The organism is Halalkalibacillus halophilus DSM 18494, from assembly GCF_000423105.1.
GTDB classification, from domain to species: Bacteria; Bacillota; Bacilli; order Bacillales; family Alkalibacillaceae; genus Halalkalibacillus; species Halalkalibacillus halophilus.
Genome location: NZ_KE383978.1, coordinates 99,917 through 116,673 on the forward strand (window position 1 = coordinate 99,917; position 16,757 = coordinate 116,673).

Below are 16,757 nucleotides of genomic sequence, written 5' to 3' on the forward strand. Positions count from 1 at the left end.
ATAGAGGCAGGCGCTCAAGCGATAATGCTTGGGCGCTATTTTTAGTTTATTTGGAGGGTATAACTCTCATTTACTTTCTCACAATATCGTGTGTAAACGCATAGATTACTGCCTGGGTACGATCATGAACCTCGAGTTTTGAAAGTACATTACTTACGTGAACCTTGACTGTTTTTATAGCAATGTATAGTTCATCAGCAATTTCTTGATTGGATTTCCCTTCAGCCACTAGCATGAGAACTTCTTTTTCTCGTTGGGTCAATGAGGCGTGAAGCGGTTCTTGTTCAGGGGAACGCATACGGTTCATCAGTTTGCCGGTCACTTCGGGTTCGAGAATCGATTGTCCACTAAACGTGGCGCGAATGGCTTCTGCTATCTCTTTTGCTTTAGATGTTTTCAGTAGATAGCTTGTTGCACCTGCTTCTAGGGCTGGATATAATTTATCATCATCTAGAAAGCTTGTAATAATGACCACTTTTGCTTCTGGCCATGCAGCTAGTATTCTTTTCGTAGCTTCCACCCCGTCTATACCTTCCATGACTAAGTCCATAAGTATGATATCCGGGCGAAGTTCTAGTGCCAAACGTACACCATCCTCACCGTTATCAGCTTCTCCAACAACGTCAATATCTGACTGAGCTGATAAATAGGAAGATACCCCAATTCGCACCATTTCATGATCATCTACAAATACCACTTTAATCATCTAAACCCACTCCTCTTGCTGGGACTTTAATTTCAATCTTAGTTCCATACTCCTCTAAGCTGACCACTCTTGCTTGTCCACCGATTTCGTATGCTCGTTCTTTGATATTTATTAATCCATATGATTTCTCTGCTTCTTCTATGTCGAATCCTATACCATCATCTACCATCCGCAAAATTACATACTCATCTCGTTCAATGAGCAAAATATTAATTGCCCCAGCTTTTGCGTGTCGCAAACTATTCGACACACATTCTTGTAAAATGCGAAACAACTGATCTTCGATGTCTTTATCCATAGACACGTTTTCAAGCTTCCATTTTAAATTAATGGGAACTCTCTGCCTCAAGTCACTCAAGAAAGATTCGACTCCATCTTTCAGTGATTTATCTCGTAAGGCAATTGGACGTAGTTGAAGCAATAACGCTCTCATTTCAAGTTGTGCTTGCTGAATCATTTCTTCGACTTTATTTAACTGTTGATCTAACGCTTCGTTTCCAGCAGCATTTTGCTCGGTGATAGATGAAAGTAGCATAGAGGCCCCGAATAACTGTTGACTAACTGAATCGTGTAGTTCTCGGGCAAGTCGGCTACGCTCTTTCTCCAAAATTTGATCTTCATGAATAGGATCCGTTTCGATAGAAGCTAACTCACTCGCGAGGTAACGAATTCTTTTCATTCGATCTTGTTTTTCAGCTTCAAGTTTCTCCATCCATTCAAAGGAAAGGTCATTCCATTTTGAGCGCTCTCGTTCATTTTTATATAATGGCTGGTTATTAAGTATACGCTCTAGTCCTAAATAGATTTTCCGACGTTTCATATAAAAAGTACCACTCAGTAAGCTTGCTACTAATAATGCGAGAATCAAGGTTCCGATGAGTAAATAAAATGGAATCGGAACTACATAATAAGTTGCATTCATTAAGTCAGAAAATGTTATGGATTCGAATGTTTCGACGATCAGGTAAGACAAGCCACAGATTGCGATAATAGCTACTAACATCACGGAAAAGAAATGATATTTGAACATACTCATGTTCGCACCACCTCCATGCGTCCGAATAATAGAGAGGTCATAATTTTTATCCTCGCAGTCCCGGTGTCGAAGCCATCCGTTTGGTAAAGGATAGTCTCGTTCACAACACGACCTAATCTTTCATTAAAAAGCGTTACTTCTCCAAGTAGAGTAGAATGATGGACGCTCACTTCTATTTCATATGGCACGAGGACTTGAATATTTCCTAGCCCATGACGAATGGAAATAATAGCGTCCCCCTCTGGCAAGAAAGCTTCGGTCAAATCAACGGTTCGTTCACCAAACACCCCTATAATATGTATATCTTTCCAAGGATAAGGTTTATTGGGAGTCTGCTGATGCGAAAAAAGTGATTGACTAAAGAGTGATGAATTTCTTTGAAAAAATTCAGGATTTGATTGGTGTGAATTATTCTCATTATATGAGAAATCAGGTCGTATACTCTGTGGTCGTCTACGAGATTCATAATAGTAATAAATGAAATAACCAATTATTGCGATCAAAATAAATTTAACGACCATCATGTTCAAGATAGATATAGTGGCCATTACCACCCCGACCCAGAACAGAATTTTACCTGACTTACGTTCATAACGTTGGTAACCTAGATAAATCAATATGGCTGAAATTCCAAGGGAAACGACCAGTCCGCCATCAAAAAGGATGATTTCGATTACAACTAAAATAATAGATATGACAATAATAGCTTTGATGATTTCTGAATTAATTTTGTCTAACATTTGGCTGGCCTCCTAAAAGTCTATTCTACCATATAAAAAGGTCGGTCCCCTTGTGAAAGAGGACCGGAAAATTTAAGCTTCATGCTTCATTTCTTTTTCAAGATTTTTTATTTTTTCATCAAATGAATAATGTTCGTACTCTTTATTTACGCGCTGTTCAATAGTCTCCATATAACGATCGATTTCCTCAAATCGTTTCGAAGGTTCTTGATGATCTGAACTCAAAATTTGATTCATACGGTTGTTCATGCGAATCATGTTTTCTTTACCCATCAATTCCATGCGCTTATACTTCATATCTTTCAGTTTGTGTTTCATGTCGCGGTATTTCACTTCTAGTTGATCAAGTGATTCTTTGATTTGAGTAAGGGAAGCTTGAAGTTTATTTGCTTGTTCCTCGTATTGCTTCTCTTCTCGAGTAGCAAAATCATATAAGGACTGCTCGTCCGCTTTTCGAGCAACTGTAGCTTGTTTCTCTCGTTTCTCTTGCATATATGAGGCGTGCTCAAATTCCTTAGTAAATTCATCTCGCAACCGACGTTGACGATCCATCATTTTACGGATCTTTTCTACTTCCTTCTCGCTGTCTCGCAAGTGTTGATTCAGCATAGCTATCGGGTTCTTCTGTTCTTTATCATCCATCCAATCGTGTAAATCCGCAGAAACGGTGTTCTTCATTCGTGTAAAAATATTACTCATGTTTATCTCTCCTTAGTCGTATTTGGTTAACTCTTTCCACTGATTTTCAAAGTTTGTAAAAGGGTCATCATCTAGGTGTTGCTCTTTTAGGTCATCTTTCTTCTGATAAATCACATATAATCCGTAAGCAGCTGCTATTCCAATAATGGCGTAACTGTTAGCGAGTGCAATGAATAGTAATATCGCTCCCACGACCAAAATAAGAACCTTTGTCGGTGTCGAGTCTGTCTGAAGCCACTTTTTTACTAACATATAACCGAACCACAAGGCTAAGCCAAGTAAGATCATCGGACCTAAATTAGCTAAAACAACGATTACTAAAACGACTGTGATTAAAACCCATAACCATTTGGGCATGTCCATGCCTCCTTTCGTTCTGTCCATAATTCAAGGTTAATCGATGGGATTAACATTAGTAATGAACCTGAGATATATTTTGAAATAAGACTTAAGGAGTAGTTCTCTCTGAAAATTGAGGAGGATATTACGGGCGTATAACTTTTCTAATCGGGTGGGTAGGAGGGAGAATTGGGCGGATGAATGGTTTTGCCGGTACATAGTTTCATTTGCTGGTGCATAATCTTATATGCCGGCAAATAGCATCACGAATATTTTCTCAAATCATCCTCTAGTCTAATACCATTACTTCCGGCCTATGATAAAATGAAATGGAAGAAGGAGGTCGACGAATGGAACAATCAAACAAAACATATGCAGTGGAAGCTGATCAATTAGTAAAAGCGTTTGGAAAAGAACGAGCAGTAGATGGGATTAGCTTAAAAGTGCCAAAAGGAATCGTCTATGGCTTCCTAGGTCCTAATGGGGCAGGGAAAACGACGATGATCCGAATGCTTGCGACATTATTAAAACCAACAGAAGGTCACGCAAAAGTCATGGGGTATGACCTCGCAAAAGAGGCTGATGATGTCAGGCAATCCATCAGTTTAACCGGGCAGTTTGCGTCTGTTGATGAAGAATTATCTGGTAGAGAGAATTTAATCTTTATTGGTAGATTAGTTGGCTTCACTCGTAAAGAAGCAAAGAGCCGCGCTGATGAATTATTGGCCGCTTTTAATTTACAAGATGCAGCCAAGCGGCAAGTAAAGAAATACTCTGGCGGGATGAGAAGAAGAATTGATATTGCCGCGAGTATTGTTACCTCTCCAGAACTACTTTTCTTAGACGAACCAACAACGGGGCTTGATCCAAGAAGTAGAAATGAAGTGTGGGATATCGTTAGAGCTCTAGTTAAAAATGGAACAACCGTATTTCTCACGACCCAATACTTAGAAGAAGCGGACCAATTAGCGGACTTAATTGGAGTCATCGATCGAGGTGTCTTAATTGCAGAAGGCACAAGTGCTGAACTTAAGTCGTCGATTGGTGTAAGGAGTCTTATCATCGAATTTGAAGATGAACAGGACTTGAGTAAAGCCGAGTCCATCTTTGAAGGAATGTTCACGCAACCACCAGAAGTCGACCGTGATCACTTGTCTATTTCTGTCACGATGAAAGATCAATCGAAAGCTGCAAAAGCAATTGGTGAATTAGCAAATCAACAAATCGCAGTAAAAGATTTCTCGATGCAACAACCGAGCTTAGATGATGTGTTCTTAACGATTACTGGTAAGCCTGCACAAGAGGAAGGTGGGGAAGCAAATGGAGAATAATTCATTAGAAAAGTCCATTACATTAGAAAAACGCCCATCCAAAGCTTCGCCAATGAATGCTGCTCTTACTTTTGCATGGCGAGCATTGTTACGCATTCGTTATGTTCCAGAGCAATTATTCGATGTGACTGTTTTCCCAATTATTTTCTTACTAATGTTTACTTACCTGTTCGGCGGGGCGATCTCCGGCTCAACGGGAGAGTATTTAGACTTTGTTTTACCAGGTATTTTAGTGATGACTGTCGCTATGATTACGATGTATACAGGACTTGATCTAAATAAAGATATTGAAAAAGGTGTCTTTGACCGATTCCGCTCCCTACCGATATGGCAACCTTCTGTACTAGTGGGAGCGTTGTTAGTAGATGTAGTAAGATATTCGCTGGCAGCAACAATCATGGTGACACTTGGCTATATATTAGGTTTTCGTGCAGAAGCGGGATTCTCGGGTATAGTGCTTGCAGTATTAGTTATTCTATTTTTTGCTTTTAGTTTGTCATGGGTCTGGACGATGCTCGGAATAGTTGTTCGTTCGGAGAAAGCACTGATGGCCATAAGCATGATGCTCTTATTCCCATTAACCTTTTTAAGTAGCGTATTTGTCGACCCAACGACAATGCCAAATTGGTTACAGTACTTTGTAGATATTAACCCAATTACCTTCGTGGTAGATGCCTCAAGAGGATTGATTCATGGTTACGATGTTTCCAGTGAATTAATGATTATTACGTATATCTCCGTAGGCTTAATCGCGGTATTTGGTACGCTTACGATGTACTTTTTTAGAAATAAAAATTAGATGAGAAAAAGCTGGGCGAGTAATCGACCAGCTTTTTTTAACATCTTATTTGAACTTATTTTTCTTTGTAAATAACCATAGCTGCTAAGGAGAATAAAGTAGAAGTGAACTTGATATCAGTAACTTCTATATAAGTAGTACTCAAAAATTTATTTATTTTTTTCTCTAATCCAACTTCAGAAATAGCTGAAAATGTTTTTACTTTCATAAAGATTCCTCCTCTCAACATGAGCCTGTTCTGGTAGCGTTTTTCTATTGATTTGAACTGGTTACTTGGTTTTTTCTACTAAATATATAATATGTTAATCTTAGTTAACACACTATACAAAAACTTTAAGATATTACTTGTATAGAATAACAGATTCTGGAGATGTGCATGATGCAAAAAGCGATCACAGTTAAATATCAATCCGATAAAAATAATAACGTGGATGAGCTAAATCAACTTCTTGAAGAAGGATGGAAGGTTGTTTCTCAAAGTCCTGTGGGGTTGGTACCAGCAGTATCTTCCCTTGTTATTTTGGAGAAAAATTAAGGTAATAACCATCTCCTTGTATAAAGCAAAGAATGTATATTTTTAGCGTAAGGAAAGGAGAATGGCAAATGGGCTGGAAGAATATCTTATCAATCCAAGATACCTTGTTTAATGGAATTTACGCAAATCCTCTCCACATTAACAAAACGGAAAAGGACCTTACTATTTATTCCTACCAACCTATTCTAGAATTCAGAGATGTTAATTCGAATCAATCGCGTTACTGGAGACTGGAATGTATGGAAGATAAAGAGGGGGATGATTTTTTAAATCCCGTTGAACAAGAAACCCCCTATCCACTTCCATATGAAAGTGCAACAGGGCCATATCAAGACCATATAATAGAAGCTTCCAGTTTTCTTGTTCAAAATAATCGCATCAAACACGTTACTGGTTTTGGGATTAAAAAAGATCATTTAGAATATTTATCGGTCATTGTATTAAAGTTAGAGGAATTATATATTATTATAAATCCAGGTGGAGTTATTGAAATAACAGTTACCAATAATGAACCTGAAATAAATGATGAAATATTATTTTCCACTCTAAAATAATATTTGTATGATGTTAGGACTAGATTCATTGGTCTAAAATTTCACATAAATCAAATGTGCTAGAGGAGTGTAAAGGTGGTATAGCTAAGCTGACCGCCTTTTTAATTTGTTTATTTTTAAGCTGACATTAAAATAATCATCGCTTAAAATCACTTCAAAAGAAGCAGAAGCTGAAAATGTAGCAAAATTGGAAAGGTAAAATAAGACAAAGGGACTTCATTTAATCCCAAATCATTTTATAATTTACTTAAATTAGAAATTAAAACCTAGAAATAACCTATTTGTCACTATTTTGACAATAAATTTTCGCAATGTTACTCTTATTCTGAATTTTAAGTTCATTTCTAAATAAAGGTGGTGAAATTTCTTTTCAATAGATTACTTGAAAGCGATTACATTACTCATTTCAAACACTCCTCAGATGCTACTTTAGGATTTCCAACATACTTAATAATTTTCATAAGAAGAGAATAATAAGAACTCGAACAGCTAACAATTAGTTCAATTGCAACACAATACTTTCATCCGAAAAGGCGGTGTGTCTATGCTTCGCAAAATTGGTATATCAGTTATTGCATTTTTATTAGTAGGTTCACAATTTTGGTTTGCCCAATCAACAGAGCGTGTTTCAGCTACAGAGGGTGACCAAGAAGATTTGATTCTCCTTGAAAATGTGCCAGAAGTGGAAACTGATCCAGAAGAGATCCAATTAAATGCACTGAACGTTTACGAAGGTGGTGCATTTACGAGGGAATCAGAAGGTTTACAATGGTCTTCTTCTAATAAGAACGTAGCAGAGGTAAATGAGCAAGGGGAAGTTTCTTTGACAGGTCAAAACGGTCGTACATTTATCCGTGTTTCTGACGGGAAGTATGAAGACCGAATTGCGGTGGATTATAAAGTGGACCCAAGCTCTAAAAACAAAGGGAAGCCTGATTCTAAGGCTAGCCTTGTGAAAGAAAAAGGTGATCGTTATGACCTTATTGGACATGTTATAGATGAGTTTACGATAGAAGAAAAACTAGGCCAAATGCTGATGCCTGATTTCAGAAACTGGGATGGTGAAAATGTCACTGAGATGCTTCCAGAAATTGAAGAACTGGTCGAGGAGTATCATTTAGGTGGCGTTATATTGTTTGCGGAGAATGTGCAAGATACAGCACAAACGGCTGAACTAGTCTCAGACTATCAAGCTGCAGCAGAAAAATTAGGTTTAATGATGACGATTGACCAAGAAGGTGGAATAGTAACGAGACTACAATCTGGAACGGATATGCCGGGTAATATGGCTTTGGGTGCAGCTAATTCTGAAGAGCTTTCTTATAATGTCGGTCAGGCAATTGGTCAGGAGTTAGAATCTCTAGGAATTAATACGAATTTTGCGCCAGTAGTGGATGTGAACAATAACCCAGATAATCCTGTCATTGGTGTTCGCTCGTTTGGAGAGGACCCAGAACTAGTTGCCAATATGGGAGTAGCTTATACAGAAGGGTTACAATCAGCAGGAGTTGCAGCGACTGCAAAACACTTCCCGGGTCATGGAGATACAGATGTGGATTCCCACTTAGGATTACCAGAAGTCCCGCATGACCGTGAGCGACTAGATGAGGTAGAACTTTACCCTTTCCAGCGGGCAATGGAATCTGGGATTGATATGATTATGACTGCTCATGTCACGTTCCCTGAAATTGATGATACGACGGTTACCTCTGAAGCCACGGGTGAAGAGGTTACTCTACCTGCAACTCTTTCACATAAAGTTTTGACGGAATTGATGCGTGAAGATATGGGATATGATGGAGTTATTACAACTGATGCTATGAACATGCAAGCTATTACAGATCACTTTGGTGCGGTGGATGCCGCAATTCGCGCAGTTGAAGCTGGGAGTGATATAGTACTGATGCCAGTAGGACTAGAAGAGGTAGCTGATGGTTTATTAGAAGCAATTGATGAAGGTGATATTTCAGAAGAACGAATTGAAGAATCGGTAGAGCGAATCCTAACACTTAAATTAGAGAGAGGTATTTTGAAAGAAGAGAATCCTCCTTCTATACAAGATAAAATTAATAATGCGGAACAAGTAGTAGGTTCAGATGAGCATAAGCAAGTCGAACAAGAAGCTGCTGAGCAAGCAACGACTTTAGTTAAAAACCAAGAAGGCGCCTTACCTTTGGATGTCGATTCTGACGATGAAGTCGTTGTGGTAGGAAATGCAAACGTGAATGATTTAGCAGATGCAGTTTCTTCCTACCATGAAAATATAACCGTAATCGAAACAACAGGTGAGCTCTCAGAGGAAGAGCGGTCCATTGTTTCAGAAGTGGACGCCGTTATTACCGGCTCCAATACATTCAATGTGAATGGACGCTCGCCAGATAATTCAGATATGCAACTGATTCAATCCCTACCAAATGAAACGGATGCACCAGTCATTGCTGTAGGAATCAGAAATCCATATGATGTAATGGCTTACCCAGAGGTGGACGCGTACATTGCTCAATATGGATTCAACGAAGCGAACTTTGAAGCAACAGCGGCAACCATTTTTGGAGAAAATAATCCAAGTGGAAAATTACCAGTTACCATTCCAACGTTAGAAGATGAAGTCTTGTATGAGTTTGGGCACGGATTAAGTTACTAATGCCTAGTAAAAATCAAAAATAAATACTCAGGTGTAATGGGAGAGAGAATATAATTTTCCGAAAGGGGAGCAACTTGTGAAAAAATTAATTGTTTTGGCGATGGCGTTTGTGTTGATTATGGGCTCCGTAACAGTAGCTTTTGCAGATGGTCCTGGTAATGGAAAAGGCAAAGGAAAGGGCAAGGCGAAAGGGCAGGATCGCTCTTTAGATTTAGGTGTAGAAGTGCTTTTAGAAGAGGAAAAAGAATTGATTGAAGGAAAAAATGTTGGATTAATAACAAACCCAACAGGTGTGGACAAAGATTTGAATAGTATTGTAGATACATTGCATAATGACCCTGACACGAATTTAACCGCTCTTTACGGTCCGGAACACGGGGTACGTGGAGATGCACAAGCTGGAGATTATGTGGAGTATTACATTGATGATCGAACGGATCTACCTGTCTATAGTTTGTATGGGGAAACACGCAAACCGACAGCTGAGATGCTTGAGGATGTAGAAGTACTCTTATTCGATATCCAAGATGTAGGAACTCGTTTTTACACGTACATTTACACTATGGCTTTTGCAGTGGAAGCTGCTGAAGAGAATGATATTCCTTTTGTAGTGCTTGATCGACCTAACCCGATCAACGGAACTGATGTGGAAGGCCCAGTATTGGATGAAGAGTATTCTTCATTTGTAGGAGAATATGAAATACCGCTAAGACATGGGATGACAGTTGGAGAACTAGCGCAACTATTTAATGAAGAATTTGAAATTGGTGCTGATTTATCCGTGGTGGAGATGAATGGATGGGACAGAGATGAATATTATGATGAAACAGGTCTAGAGTTCGTCATGCCATCCCCAAATATGCCAACACAGGACACGGCTTTAGTTTACCCAGGAGCAGCATTGATTGAAGGAACAAATGTATCTGAAGGTAGAGGAACAGCCAAACCGTTTGAATTAATTGGAGCACCATTTATCGATTCAGGTGAATTAGCTACCCATTTAAATGATTTAGAACTTCCGGGTGTGACGTTCCGAGCAGCATCTTTCACACCAATGTTTTCAAAACATGAAGGAAATCTATCACATGGAATTGAAATCCATGTCGACAACGAAGATGCTTATGAACCAGTTGTAGCTGGATTACACATCGTTAAAGCAATTCACGACTTATACCCAGAAGACTTTCAATTCCGAGAAGATAACTTTTTCGATAACTTAATCGGAAACGGATGGGTTCAAGAAGCAATTGAAGAAGGACAATCAGTGGAAGAGATCAGGCTTCAATGGCAGAACGATTTAAAAGAATTTAAGAAAACACGTAAGGATTATTTGTTGTACAAATAGTACTTGGATATAAAGACCTCCCAGTTTCGCCTGTCTGGCGGAACTGGGAGGTTGTTTTGTGAAATGAAATACTGTTCTATGGTAGGTTTTATACAAGTCACTTTTGGTCAAAAAGGATTTCTGGATATGAAGTGGCTATTCTCGATTTAGATCTGCTTTTTTTGAAAATGGGGTCTAGTAATAAGGCTTGTTTTGTAACTATTCTATTCAATCGCCCAATTCATGCGATCAACCAGAATGTTTCTTGTGAGCTCCCCAGTTAAGTTAAATACTTGTAAGCTAAATGTTGGTTCTTTTTTATTGGAATAGTCTTTCCAATTCTCTGCAATAAACTTAAGATTTTCAGCAGAAATCATTGCTATGTCCGTATCGGTTTCGGTGAATGCTTTGAGGCGTTGAGCCTGAGATACGGATTCATGTGAAATTTTTGACGTGACAACTAAGAATAGTGACACCCTGTTGTCGTTAGCTCGAATGTAACCTAAAAATTGGTCGAAGTGGTCATTCGGAAAAGTATAAGGCTCTTCTATACTTTTGTTGTCCCAGAGAAGGGATTCTTTAGAGCTGAACTTAATTTTTCCATCAGAATGTTTGGATCCAGGCATTTCTACTAATGGAAGACCAAGTTTTTCTTCAAATATATACCTAGTGGCTTCTTCGAAGTATTTTTCAGTATCTAGGTCTTTATCAATGACTTTATTCACTCTTAATGGTTTGTAGTTACGAGCAGCCAAATCCTCAATATAATCGTAATAGAGAGATCGGTTATCGGTGGGGTCTGAGATGACTTTAGAAGATAGGTTTTCATAGTAATCTATAATATTACTAATTCTTTCAGCTTTTGTTCCGCTAACCCGCGCACCTTCTAAAGCGCGAAGAATGTCCTTTAAATCGTTATTTCCTAATGTGTCTAATACAGCAGATGGTAATAAATTGTGTTTTAAAATTCTTTGAATTAGTACTTCTTTAGTTCCGCTGGAGTTTAAATTTATAGTAGTTAGAACTTGTTTTAACTGAACTTTTGAGAAATCATTTAACAACTGTTCATATGTTTCATTTCTTAATTCGCCACCAAGCTCATATCGAAGAATCCGCGCTATTTCAGACGGTATAATGTAGTACACTTCATCTGATTTAAAACGCAATATTAATCCCCTTGTCTGTAAGTTCTTTAAAGAATTCTCAATCTGTCTGTGGCTATGTAATTTATTTCCCTTTTGTGGGAATCTACCAACTTGGCTTTCAATTAAATAATGGTCTCTTTTAGTCAGCCCTAACTCTTGCCTCAATACAGTTAGTATATTTACTTCATGTGCATTTAAAGTTTCATCCTTTTTCCATGCAGTAGTTAAAACCGAGCTATAAATTCTGTAAGTATCTTCTGGAATTGCATTCTTAATATAGTCTTCATCTTTGCTTTCAGTAATGATTTGATTCTCTAATTCTTCTACATTACTTAAAAGCTCAGACTCTTTTAGTAAATATCCTTCGTTTTCCATCAAAGACATCAGAATCATCTCGTTTAGAAGCGAAATATCTCTTTTTTCTTCTAAGAAGTCTAAGTTCCGTTTTACTCGTTCTTTATTTTGGAACTCCTCGATATTTTTGATAATGACTTCACGCATTTCTTCTTCATCAGAAAGTTTTACATCTTTCAAAAAACTATCTAATGTCCTGCCTAGGTACAATTTACTCATTTTAGGTAAAATATCTTGAAGATTCATATGACCCACTCCTTTTTTAATAATCTACCTTCATTCATGTAATAATTAAATTAGTTTCAAGTTTCAGAATAGTAAAATAATAAGACTATTCTTCCATGATAATACAATTTAAACGATAATACTATGTATATAGAAGATTTTTGTAAAATCTCCTATATAGATGTTTTTACGAAGATTGAGAATTGGATTTCTTATTATTTTTCTTCCTCTCAATCATTCCTCTTATCATCAACCCAACCCAAACAATTACAGGAAGAATCAACCCGTGAGTAAGGGCGTACGGGAACCACGTTTCACTTACAAAGGTTTCAAAATAGGCAACGTCTGGGTAGGCGATAATAGACAAGACGATCATGCCCATCCCAAGTGGTAAAAGCAAGGGGCGGTGGTCATCCATAGTAAGAAATTGTGCTACTCCAATGCTCACTGAGTAATAAATAATCGCTAATTTAAAGAAGATAGTCAACATCCAAATAATTCCTATAACAACTTCTAAACCTTCTAAGAAGTCTGCGATATTGATTCTTTGGGCGACTTGATAGCTAGGGGACGCATTAAGAGCGGTAAGATCACTTCCTAGCACTAATATGCAGAAAAGCGTAATCATAGTTAAAATTATTCCACCGACGAGTACTCCAATGATCCATGCTCTTTGTTTTGTTTTCGGATCTTTCACATAAGGGGTGATCATTAGAAATATAACTAATTCTAAGAAAGGGGTACCAATTACTACAGTGGAAGCACTAAAAACAGGTGTGAACCCGTCTCCAAGATATGGTTGAAGGTTTTCGATGTTCACTTCAGACAATAATGCAAATATAAAAAGTAGCAAGAAAAGGACAACCCATGGCATGAACATTTCTGCGGACCTTCCTAATACTTCTAGCCCTAAAAAGGCTCCCCAGATTACCACCAATAAAAATAGAATGTGTGTATATTGAAGAGGGGTTTGAGGGATGATTTCGGTGGTCATGAAATCACCAATATTTCTTAGTACCAACGCCCCTAATATAAATAGAAAAGATAAGTAAAAGACTAAAAGAAACCTGCCCACCCAATTTCCAAACGCATAAATTGTTGCTTGAACAAACGTTTTATTTTGCATTTGTTTAGCTACTTGATTATAAAAAAGGGTAAGGAGCAGTCCTGCTAAAACGGAAATCGAGATAGAAATCCATGCGTCCTGCTTTGCTTGTATAGCCAAGGGTGAAGGAACAATTAAAATGGAGCTACCGACAGTAAATAAAATAACTAAGAACATAAATTGGCGAGGACTTATTGACTGGTTATCCATCTTTCCTTCACTCCCTTTTGCTAACCTAAGATTAGCTTATAAAAATCTTCTATATAATCAAGCGGATTAGGCAACGACACATCCAGTGTTTGTAATACACTGATTGAGGTGAAAAATAGTAAAATAATACTAAAGCTCCATATGTCTTTTCTCTTTCCATTTTTATTTAGAAATGGGTATTGCAAAGCAAAGATTGCAATAGCTATAAAAATAACCGCAAAAGCGTACCACATATTCATTCACCTTAACTTTCCTTAGTAATCGGCTGTGTGGCACTGCCTTTTCTACGGAGTTCCACTTTGACTTGTATCTCTACCACTAATTCTTTGAATTGTTCATCCCAATTATTTTCAACAGTTTTCCAGTACTTTGGATTTTTTCTATGAATTAAATCACCAAAGCCGAATATATCAGTCTCAAATTCATTTTGATTAATTGCTATGGATTCTTCTATGAGCCTCGTGATCTCCTCCTCCGTTTGCTGGTTTAATTGTTGAATGACATCTGCTTGGCTTAAGTCTACTGGGCAATCGATCTCCGCAATATTTCCTTCGAGATTTAATTCAATCGAGATAGATGGTTCGTCATTCTCAAACGTTACACCCATATTGTTATCTCCTCTTAAAATCTCGATTCCCGCCGTTCCCTCAGAACAAGGGTGAGTCACTACAGAACTGTTAATATCGCCTTGAGTATAGTTATAACCCAGGCTTTCATCTTCATTCATCCAACCAACTAACTGATCACCTTTCAACACCCCAAGATGATCTATAGTTATCTTAGTTGGAGCATCAATATTTTCTACATTCGATATGTTGGTACCAGATTCTGCTGGACCCTCCATAAGCAACCCAGTAATAACTGGATTTTGCCCCTTGTTTCGGATTTGAGTGATCAGTTCGTCAATGGTTATTCCGTGCGAGGAACCGTGGTTTTCTTCTACTGCTTCAATGGAGTGCATCAGTTTATTCGCAGGAATTTTCTCGTAGGGTGTAAGAATACTTAATAGTGTTTCTACATCTGTTTCTTTAGAAATGGTTACATAAAAGCCAGTTCGAAATTCATGGTCGCGATAAAATAAATCTAGCGGTTGCATAATCCCTTCTTCAGCTAAGTCTTTTCCAATCACAACAAGTCTCAATTGTGATAAATACATCTTACGTGGAGATTTGTGTGTCATTTTTCTAAATGCTTCTAATAGTGTTTTTCCAGTAGTCGAATAAGTAGAAGCTGGTGGGCGTGTGGTTGGTGCTTCCGTTGCGATTTCGGAAGGATTAATCACTTGTGTGACTAAGAGATATTCATCATCCTCTGTTTTATCTATTCCTGCTGCCACTACGATTCCAAGTTCATCTAATTCATCGCTGTCCCAGCAACCTGAAAGAAGGGCGCCGCATAATAATACTGTTATTAGGAAATAACCACGTTTGATAACCACATTCATCAGTTCTCCTTTGAGGTAGAATCCACTCGCTGTTGGTCCTTTTTTGTCATAGAGCTGGGACGTGATAGAAGACCCCAGTGTGGAAATCGAACGAGCACATCCTTTTGATCCTTTGGCATAAAAGGAGCAAATGGGGCCATATATGATTTCCCAAATGATTTTAAACTACATAAATGAAGGACCATCGCAATCATGCCAAGAATAATTCCATATAAACCAAAGGTAGCTGCTAGGAGCATTAATGGAAACCTTAGTATGCGTACGGAAATAGCCAAATTATAAGCCGGAAATACAAAACTACAAATGGCTGTAATAGATACGACAATTACCATAGCAGGAGAGACTAGGCCTGCTTGAACCGCAGCTTGTCCCAAAACCAAGGCACCTACAATTGAAACGGCAGAACCTACTGGTTTCGGAAGACGCACCCCGGCTTCACGCAGTACCTCGAAGGTCAACTCCATCATTAATGCTTCTGCTAATGCTGGGAAAGGGACCCCTTCTCTCTGGGCAGCTAAACTGATTAATAAAGGAGGAGGGATCATCTCTTGGTGAAAGGTTGTAAATGCTATATAAATAGAAGGCATAAATAAGGCGACAAAAAAACAGAACAAGCGTAAAATTCGTACGAAAGTGCCAATATCTGCTCGTTGGTAATAATCTTCACTAGATTGCATGAAATTGACGAATAACGCGGGAACTAATAGGACGTTTGGTGTGCCATCTGTAATAATGGCTACTCTACCTTCTAATATCCCACCTGCAATTGCATCCGGCTTTTCAGAATTATAAACGGTAGGAAAAGGGGAGTATTGAGCGTCTTGAATAAATTCCTCTAAATATCCACTTTCTAAAATTCCATCAATATCTATTTGATCTAAGCGCCTGTTTACTTCATCAATTACTTCCGATTCGGCCGTCCCTTCTAAGTAGACGACTGTCACATCAGTTTTTGTTTTTGTCCCAATCTTTTTAGGCTCCATCCGAAGATTAGAATCTTTAATTTTTCTTCGAATTAAGGCTGTATTAGTTCTCATCGTTTCTGTAAATGATTCTTTAGGTCCCCTTATTACACTTTCAGAAGTGGTCTCCTGAACGCCCCTATCTCTCCAGCCTTTGGTGCTTGCTGCGATTGCTTTAGATTGCTGTTCCAGGAGCAAGATCGTTTCACCAGAAATTAACCTTTCGAAAAGCTCGTTGTAACAATCTATTTCTTCTGCTTCTCCAATAGGCAAGGCACTTTCTTTAATGGATTCAAAAAGGTTGTGATTAGGCTTTTCAGTTGGCATCTCTAGCATCAAAGCTTCGAGAATGAAATTTTGAACAGAATTATTATCTACCAGCCCATCCATATAAATGATAGCTGCTGGAGTTTGATGGATCATCACTCGTCGGATTACAAGGTCAGAACTGTTCCCCATGGAAGTTTTTATTACTTCTAAGTTATCTTCTAAGTTTGGAGTGAGCGCGTTAGAAGCGGTTTGTGATTTTCGGTTCTTAGATTTTCGCTTCAATGAACTCCCACCTTTACATGCTTGTTTTTGGTTATTTTGCTCTAAAAAGAAGA

The 16,757-nt window shown here is 38.2% G+C and carries 17 protein-coding genes; 6 read left to right on the forward strand and 11 right to left on the reverse strand.

Annotated features, from left to right (window positions below; translation table 11 throughout):
- Window positions 1–70: 70 nt before the first annotated feature.
- The 5 genes from G532_RS0112290 to G532_RS0112310 form a co-directional block, all read right to left on the reverse strand.
- Window positions 71–706, reverse strand: a complete 636-nt coding sequence (locus tag G532_RS0112290) for a response regulator (RefSeq protein ID WP_027965057.1) — start codon at window positions 704–706, stop codon at window positions 71–73.
- A complete protein-coding gene (locus tag G532_RS15305; RefSeq protein WP_051189170.1) occupies window positions 699–1,742 on the reverse strand; it encodes a sensor histidine kinase in 1,044 nt (347 codons plus the stop codon). The genes G532_RS0112290 and G532_RS15305 overlap by 8 nt, the downstream gene beginning before the upstream one ends.
- A complete protein-coding gene (gene liaF, locus G532_RS0112300; RefSeq protein ID WP_027965058.1) occupies window positions 1,739–2,482 on the reverse strand; it encodes a cell wall-active antibiotics response protein LiaF in 744 nt (247 codons plus the stop codon). Before liaF ends, G532_RS15305 begins: the two co-directional genes overlap by 4 nt.
- A 72-nt stretch (window positions 2,483–2,554) precedes the next feature.
- The gene (locus G532_RS0112305; protein ID WP_027965059.1) at window positions 2,555–3,181 is read right to left on the reverse strand and encodes a PspA/IM30 family protein; all 627 of its coding nucleotides are present in this window, start codon (window positions 3,179–3,181) and stop codon (window positions 2,555–2,557) included.
- 12 nt (window positions 3,182–3,193) lie between these two features.
- Window positions 3,194–3,538, reverse strand: a complete 345-nt coding sequence (locus G532_RS0112310; protein ID WP_027965060.1) for a lmo0954 family membrane protein — start codon at window positions 3,536–3,538, stop codon at window positions 3,194–3,196.
- A gap of 332 nt (window positions 3,539–3,870) precedes the next feature.
- Between G532_RS0112310 and G532_RS0112315 the strand changes: the two genes are divergently transcribed.
- Together G532_RS0112315 and G532_RS0112320 are read left to right on the forward strand one after the other, a co-directional pair.
- Window positions 3,871–4,851, forward strand: a complete 981-nt coding sequence (locus G532_RS0112315; RefSeq protein ID WP_035513010.1) for an ATP-binding cassette domain-containing protein — start codon at window positions 3,871–3,873, stop codon at window positions 4,849–4,851.
- Window positions 4,841–5,650 (forward strand): ABC transporter permease, encoded by an 810-nt coding sequence (locus G532_RS0112320; RefSeq protein ID WP_035513012.1) that lies wholly within the window; start codon window positions 4,841–4,843, stop codon window positions 5,648–5,650. Before G532_RS0112315 ends, G532_RS0112320 begins: the two co-directional genes overlap by 11 nt.
- 55 nt (window positions 5,651–5,705) lie before the next feature.
- On the opposite strand, the gene G532_RS16205 is transcribed toward G532_RS0112320, so the two are convergent.
- Window positions 5,706–5,858, reverse strand: coding sequence for a hypothetical protein (locus tag G532_RS16205; protein ID WP_169513912.1), 153 nt, complete (start codon window positions 5,856–5,858; stop codon window positions 5,706–5,708).
- Window positions 5,859–6,029: 171 nt separating this feature from the next.
- Between G532_RS16205 and G532_RS16135 the strand changes: the two genes are divergently transcribed.
- The 4 genes from G532_RS16135 (at window position 6,030) to G532_RS0112345 (ending at window position 10,728) form a co-directional block, all read left to right on the forward strand.
- Window positions 6,030–6,185, forward strand: a complete 156-nt coding sequence (locus tag G532_RS16135) for a hypothetical protein (RefSeq protein WP_156882593.1) — start codon at window positions 6,030–6,032, stop codon at window positions 6,183–6,185.
- A gap of 68 nt (window positions 6,186–6,253) precedes the next feature.
- Window positions 6,254–6,739, forward strand: coding sequence for a hypothetical protein (locus G532_RS0112335; protein WP_027965063.1), 486 nt, complete (start codon window positions 6,254–6,256; stop codon window positions 6,737–6,739).
- Between the two features lie 544 nt (window positions 6,740–7,283).
- Entirely contained in the window at window positions 7,284–9,383 is a 2,100-nt protein-coding gene (locus tag G532_RS0112340) for a glycoside hydrolase family 3 protein (protein ID WP_027965064.1), read from the forward strand.
- A gap of 100 nt (window positions 9,384–9,483) precedes the next feature.
- On the forward strand, window positions 9,484–10,728 hold the full coding sequence (locus G532_RS0112345) for an exo-beta-N-acetylmuramidase NamZ family protein (protein WP_156882609.1): 1,245 nt from the start codon (window positions 9,484–9,486) through the stop codon (window positions 10,726–10,728).
- A gap of 203 nt (window positions 10,729–10,931) precedes the next feature.
- Here G532_RS0112345 and G532_RS0112350 read toward each other — a convergent pair whose 3' ends face one another.
- The 5 genes from G532_RS0112350 to G532_RS0112370 all read right to left on the reverse strand — a co-directional run bounded on the left by G532_RS0112350 (window position 10,932) and on the right by G532_RS0112370 (window position 16,704).
- Window positions 10,932–12,452: an SAP domain-containing protein gene (locus G532_RS0112350; RefSeq protein WP_027965066.1), complete on the reverse strand. Its 1,521-nt coding sequence runs from the start codon at window positions 12,450–12,452 to the stop codon at window positions 10,932–10,934.
- 166 nt (window positions 12,453–12,618) lie between these two features.
- Window positions 12,619–13,746 carry a GerAB/ArcD/ProY family transporter gene (locus G532_RS0112355; RefSeq protein WP_027965067.1) on the reverse strand — a complete coding sequence of 376 codons (1,128 nt, stop codon included), beginning with the start codon at window positions 13,744–13,746 and terminating at the stop codon, window positions 12,619–12,621.
- A 20-nt stretch (window positions 13,747–13,766) separates the two neighbouring features.
- Window positions 13,767–13,985 carry a hypothetical protein gene (locus G532_RS0112360; RefSeq protein ID WP_156882594.1) on the reverse strand — a complete coding sequence of 73 codons (219 nt, stop codon included), beginning with the start codon at window positions 13,983–13,985 and terminating at the stop codon, window positions 13,767–13,769.
- A gap of 5 nt (window positions 13,986–13,990) precedes the next feature.
- Entirely contained in the window at window positions 13,991–15,184 is a 1,194-nt protein-coding gene (locus tag G532_RS0112365; protein WP_169513913.1) for a Ger(x)C family spore germination protein, read from the reverse strand.
- 5 nt (window positions 15,185–15,189) lie between these two features.
- Entirely contained in the window at window positions 15,190–16,704 is a 1,515-nt protein-coding gene (locus G532_RS0112370; protein ID WP_027965070.1) for a spore germination protein, read from the reverse strand.
- Between the last annotated feature and the right edge of the window lie 53 nt (window positions 16,705–16,757).

Coding starts and splice junctions, on each gene's coding strand:
- G532_RS0112290 (WP_027965057.1), bottom strand. CDS start 706: ATGATTAAAGTGGTATTTGTAGATGATCATGAAATGGTGCGAATTGGG.
- G532_RS15305 (WP_051189170.1), bottom strand. CDS start 1,742: ATGAGTATGTTCAAATATCATTTCTTTTCCGTGATGTTAGTAGCTATT.
- liaF (WP_027965058.1), bottom strand. CDS start 2,482: ATGTTAGACAAAATTAATTCAGAAATCATCAAAGCTATTATTGTCATA.
- G532_RS0112305 (WP_027965059.1), bottom strand. CDS start 3,181: ATGAGTAATATTTTTACACGAATGAAGAACACCGTTTCTGCGGATTTA.
- G532_RS0112310 (WP_027965060.1), bottom strand. CDS start 3,538: ATGCCCAAATGGTTATGGGTTTTAATCACAGTCGTTTTAGTAATCGTT.
- G532_RS0112315 (WP_035513010.1), top strand. CDS start 3,871: ATGGAACAATCAAACAAAACATATGCAGTGGAAGCTGATCAATTAGTA.
- G532_RS0112320 (WP_035513012.1), top strand. CDS start 4,841: ATGGAGAATAATTCATTAGAAAAGTCCATTACATTAGAAAAACGCCCA.
- G532_RS16205 (WP_169513912.1), bottom strand. CDS start 5,858: ATGAAAGTAAAAACATTTTCAGCTATTTCTGAAGTTGGATTAGAGAAA.
- G532_RS16135 (WP_156882593.1), top strand. CDS start 6,030: ATGCAAAAAGCGATCACAGTTAAATATCAATCCGATAAAAATAATAAC.
- G532_RS0112335 (WP_027965063.1), top strand. CDS start 6,254: ATGGGCTGGAAGAATATCTTATCAATCCAAGATACCTTGTTTAATGGA.
- G532_RS0112340 (WP_027965064.1), top strand. CDS start 7,284: ATGCTTCGCAAAATTGGTATATCAGTTATTGCATTTTTATTAGTAGGT.
- G532_RS0112345 (WP_156882609.1), top strand. CDS start 9,484: ATGGCGTTTGTGTTGATTATGGGCTCCGTAACAGTAGCTTTTGCAGAT.
- G532_RS0112350 (WP_027965066.1), bottom strand. CDS start 12,452: ATGAATCTTCAAGATATTTTACCTAAAATGAGTAAATTGTACCTAGGC.
- G532_RS0112355 (WP_027965067.1), bottom strand. CDS start 13,746: ATGGATAACCAGTCAATAAGTCCTCGCCAATTTATGTTCTTAGTTATT.
- G532_RS0112360 (WP_156882594.1), bottom strand. CDS start 13,985: ATGAATATGTGGTACGCTTTTGCGGTTATTTTTATAGCTATTGCAATC.